At 44.0% G+C, this 3,972-nt stretch carries 3 protein-coding genes; all 3 read right to left on the bottom strand.

Annotated features, from left to right (window positions below; translation table 11 throughout):
• Positions 1-303: 303 nt before the first annotated feature.
• Genes rfbB through rfbA form a run of 3 tightly spaced genes read right to left on the bottom strand, consistent with a single transcriptional unit; the run spans position 304 to position 3,719 of the window.
• The gene (rfbB, locus tag Q7P41_RS03190; RefSeq protein ID WP_303882070.1) at positions 304-1,371 is read right to left on the bottom strand and encodes a dTDP-glucose 4,6-dehydratase; all 1,068 of its coding nucleotides are present in this window, start codon (positions 1,369-1,371) and stop codon (positions 304-306) included.
• 12 nt (positions 1,372-1,383) lie between these two features.
• Positions 1,384-2,784, bottom strand: coding sequence for a dTDP-4-dehydrorhamnose reductase (gene rfbD / locus Q7P41_RS03185; RefSeq protein WP_303882069.1), 1,401 nt, complete (start codon positions 2,782-2,784; stop codon positions 1,384-1,386).
• A gap of 53 nt (positions 2,785-2,837) precedes the next feature.
• Complete coding sequence (gene rfbA, locus Q7P41_RS03180) at positions 2,838-3,719, bottom strand: glucose-1-phosphate thymidylyltransferase RfbA (protein WP_303882067.1); 882 nt, start codon at positions 3,717-3,719, stop codon at positions 2,838-2,840.
• Positions 3,720-3,972: the final 253 nt, after the last annotated feature.

Below are 3,972 nucleotides of genomic sequence, written 5' to 3'. Positions count from 1 at the left end.
TCCTCGGCAAGCTCCCTCAAGTACGACCTGCTTTCGGGGTTTAAGAAAAACTTTAGTAAAAGCTTAATCCTCGTTTGGGAAGTGATTAGGGAGTCTAGCATTATTTTCAAAAAACCACCTGCTTTAAAAATTTGTTCCTGCTAAATGCCGATCAAAGGACCGGGAAAATAAAAAACTTACCGCTAACATATGTCATTCATGAGTAAAAATACTACTCAAAAAGCGTTTCGTCAAGGTCCCATAGATGGATTTATGCAATTTAACGAAGTTAGATTTTGGATCAGCAAACTGGTGTCCAATCTGCTATTGATCTAACGACTTGGAATACATTGTTTCGTAATACTTTGCATAATTGCCCGAAGTGACTGCTTCGATCCATTCCGAGTTGTTCAAGTACCAACGGATTGTTTCTTCGATGCCTTCCTCGAATGTATGAGCAGGGTTCCAAACCAATTCCATCTTTATCTTCCTGCTGTCTATGGCGTATCTCCTGTCATGACCGGGCCTGTCCTTAACGAATCTTATCAAGCGTTCCGATTTACCCAGGAAGTGTATTATGAACTTGACGATTTCTAAATTCGTCTTTTCGTTGTTGCCTCCGATGTTGTAAACTTCGCCGGATTTTCCATTGTGAATCACCAAATCTATGGCTGAGCAATGATCGTGTACGTACAACCAATCCCTTACGTGCATTCCGTCTCCATAAACCGGTAATTCTTTGCCCTTGAGGCAGTTGGTTATCATCAGGGGTATGAGTTTTTCCGGGTGTTGGTATGGGCCGTAGTTATTGCTGCACCTGGTGATGTTAGCAGGAAGCCCAAAGGTCTTATAATAGGCCCTGACGAGTAAATCGGCGCTTGCCTTGCTTGCCGAATAGGGGCTATTGGGTTTTAGCAGGCTTTCTTCGGTAAAAGGGGGGTCTTCCGGTTTTAGGGATCCATAGACTTCATCTGTTGAAATCTGGACGAATTTTACGCCCTTTTTGTATTCTCTGCTGTATTTGTCATCGGGGGCTATCTTCCAATGCCCTTTTGCCGCTTCGAGCAATATTTGCGTTCCGATGACATTTGTCGTCAAAAACACTTCGGGCTCTTCGATGCTTCTGTCAACATGCGATTCGGCCGCGAAGTTGACAACCACGTCTACATCGTACTTGGAAAAAATACCTTCGACTACCCTTTTGTCTCGAATATTGCCTTTGACGAATCCGTATCTTGGGTCGCCGGACACGTCCTTTAGATTTTGCAAATTGCCAGCATAGGTTATGGCGTCCAAATTTATGATCCTGTAATCCTCGTATTTATCGAGCATATATCTTATGAAGTTGCTCCCGATGAAGCCCGCTCCTCCCGTGACTAAAATGGTTAGCACTTTTAAATCCTCCTATTGTTCGCACAACCGCTGTTCCTTGAGATACCGTTCCAGCGCATCTTCCCAATGGGGCAGCCTTTTAAAGCCCGCCTCGTCCAGTTTTTCTTTAGAAAGCCTTGAATTTAAAGGCCTTTTTGCCTTAGTCGGGTATTGATCGCTTGTAATTGGGTTTAACTTTACGTGAATGCCTTTTTTATCAAATATTGCCTTTGCAAATTCATACCAACTGCAGTAACCTTCATTTGTCCCGTGATAAATTCCAAATTTATCGGTTTGAATGATATCACATATTAAAACCGCTAAGTCCTTGGCGTATGTGGGCGATCCGATTTGATCGCTCACCACGTTCATCTCACTTTGAGTTTGTGCTGTTTCCAGCATGGTCTTCACAAAGTTTTTGCCCTTTTTGCCATACAACCAAGAGGTCCTGATTATGAAAAATTTTTCCAGCATGTTTTTTACGATATCTTCGCCCAGTTTTTTCGTGTAGCCGTAGTAGTTGATGGGGCTTATCGGATCATCTTCTTTGTGAGGCATTACGCCTTCTCCTGAAAAGACGTAGTCCGTGCTGACGTAAAGCATCTTAGCATCTATTTTCTTACAGGCTTTGGCGATATTTTTTGTGCCCTCTACGTTAACGGCGTAACACTTTTCCCGTTCTTCTTCTGCCCTTTCTACTGCCGTATAGGCAGCGCAGTGGACCACCACGTCAGGCTTGTGCCTCAGTATGAACTTCATAGTTTGGTCCTCGTTGCTTATGTCGAAATCTTTTCTGGTTGCGCCAATCCCTTCTATGCCCAATTGACGCAGTCTTTTTAAAACGTCTTGGCCTAACTGACCATTTGCGCCTGTAACCAACACTTTTATGCTGAAATTTGCGTCGCTATCCTTAAGTAGCGACGCCTTTTGGTCTTTTTCCGATAAAATCGGGTTTTTTACATTCCAGTCAATGGCAAGTTCCGGGTCATCGAATCTTATGCTGCGGTCGTGTTCCTTTGAATAGTATTCATCAACCTTGTACTGCACTTCAACGTCGTCCGTCAGGGTCAAAAAGGCGTGTCCGAAGCCCTTAGGCATAAATAACTGTTTTTTGTTTTTTGCAGACAGCTCGATGCCAAACCATTTCTTGTAAGTATCGGACCCCTTTCTCAAGTCCACGGCTACGTCTAAAATAGCGCCTCTCGTACACCTCACGAGTTTTGCCTGCGCTTCGGGGTTGATTTGAAAATGAATTCCTCGCAAAGTATTTTTTTTGGCCGAGTAGGAGTGGTTATCCTGCAAGAAGTCGGCATCTATGCCTTGCTCGCAGAATTTATCTTTGGAGTAAGTTTCGGTAAACCAGCCCCGATTGTCTTCAAAAAGGTCAGTTTCTACGACAAGTAAGTCTTTAAAAGGCGTCTTTGAAACTTTCATGCTTTTTTAGCGCTCCCTTTAAATTTTTTCTTTTGTGAAAATTAACAGCTCACTTAATAGCGTATTTTTCCTTCAGCAACTTTCTTTAAGTGCTCTCCATAGGGACTATTCCCGTATTTGGCGGCTGATTCAAGCAAAATTTTCTCGTCGATCCATCCGTTTCTGTATGCTATCTCTTCCGGAGCGGAGATCTTTATGCCCTGCCTTTTTTCTATGGTCCTGACGAAATCTGAAGCATCAAAAAGCGCGTCCGCGGTGCCTGCATCGAGCCAGGCAAAACCCCTGCCCAGCAATTTCACGTTTAACGTCCCGTCTTTTAGGTACAGGCGATTGAGGTCGGTAATTTCAAGTTCTCCCCTTGGGGATGGCTTGAGGGTTTTTGCGTATTGGATCACGCGGTTATCGTAAAAATATAAGCCCGTGACGGCGTAGTTTGATTTGGGTTTTTTGGGCTTTTCTTCTATGGAGATGACCTTGCCGTTATCGAACTCAACAACTCCAAAACGCTTGGGATCGTTTACGTAGTAACCGAAGATCGTTGCCATGCCCTGTTTTGTGGCTTCAACAGCTTCCTTTAGAAGCCGTGTCAGGCCGTTGCCGTAAAATATATTGTCGCCCAAGACCATGGCACAGCAGTCCCGGCAGATGAACTTTTCGCCTATTATGAAAGCCTGTGCCAATCCTTCCGGCGAGGGCTGCACTTCATAGAAAAGATTGATTCCAAATTGGCTGCCGTCGCCCAGCAGCTTTTCAAAGTTAGGCAGGTCATGGGGAGTCGAGATAATCAAAATATCCCTTATGCCGGCTAACATAAGCGTGGATAATGGGTAATATATCATTGGTTTGTCATATACCGGCAGTAATTGCTTGCTCGTGACCAACGTGAGCGGATAAAGCCGAGAGCCGGAACCTCCGGCCAAAACGATGCCCTTCAATTGTATGCCCCCTATTTTGCTGCGTTTTCGCTTTACTTGTGCTAGTTTTATTTTAGCTAAATTTCATGCCCCGATCAATGCGCATTTATTTGCGTCGGGGCTAATGCAAGCAATGATATCTTAAAGCTTTATACCCTGCCGGCTTTGACTCCTGAGACAGTTATAAAACGCGTCGCGTACGTCACTAAACATCTAAACATTAACACGATCTTTTATCTCTCTAATGCTATGTTATTCCTGGAAGGAATTATAT

Source organism: Acetomicrobium mobile, from assembly GCF_937920065.1.
Note: the sequence above shows the minus strand (reverse complement) of the source record. Positions and strands in the feature narration are given on the sequence as shown.

What these genes read in the sequence shown, in the direction of transcription:
- rfbD (WP_303882069.1), bottom strand. Translation starts at nt 2,784, where the DNA reads ATGAAAGTTTCAAAGACGCCTTTTAAAGACTTACTTGTCGTAGAAACT.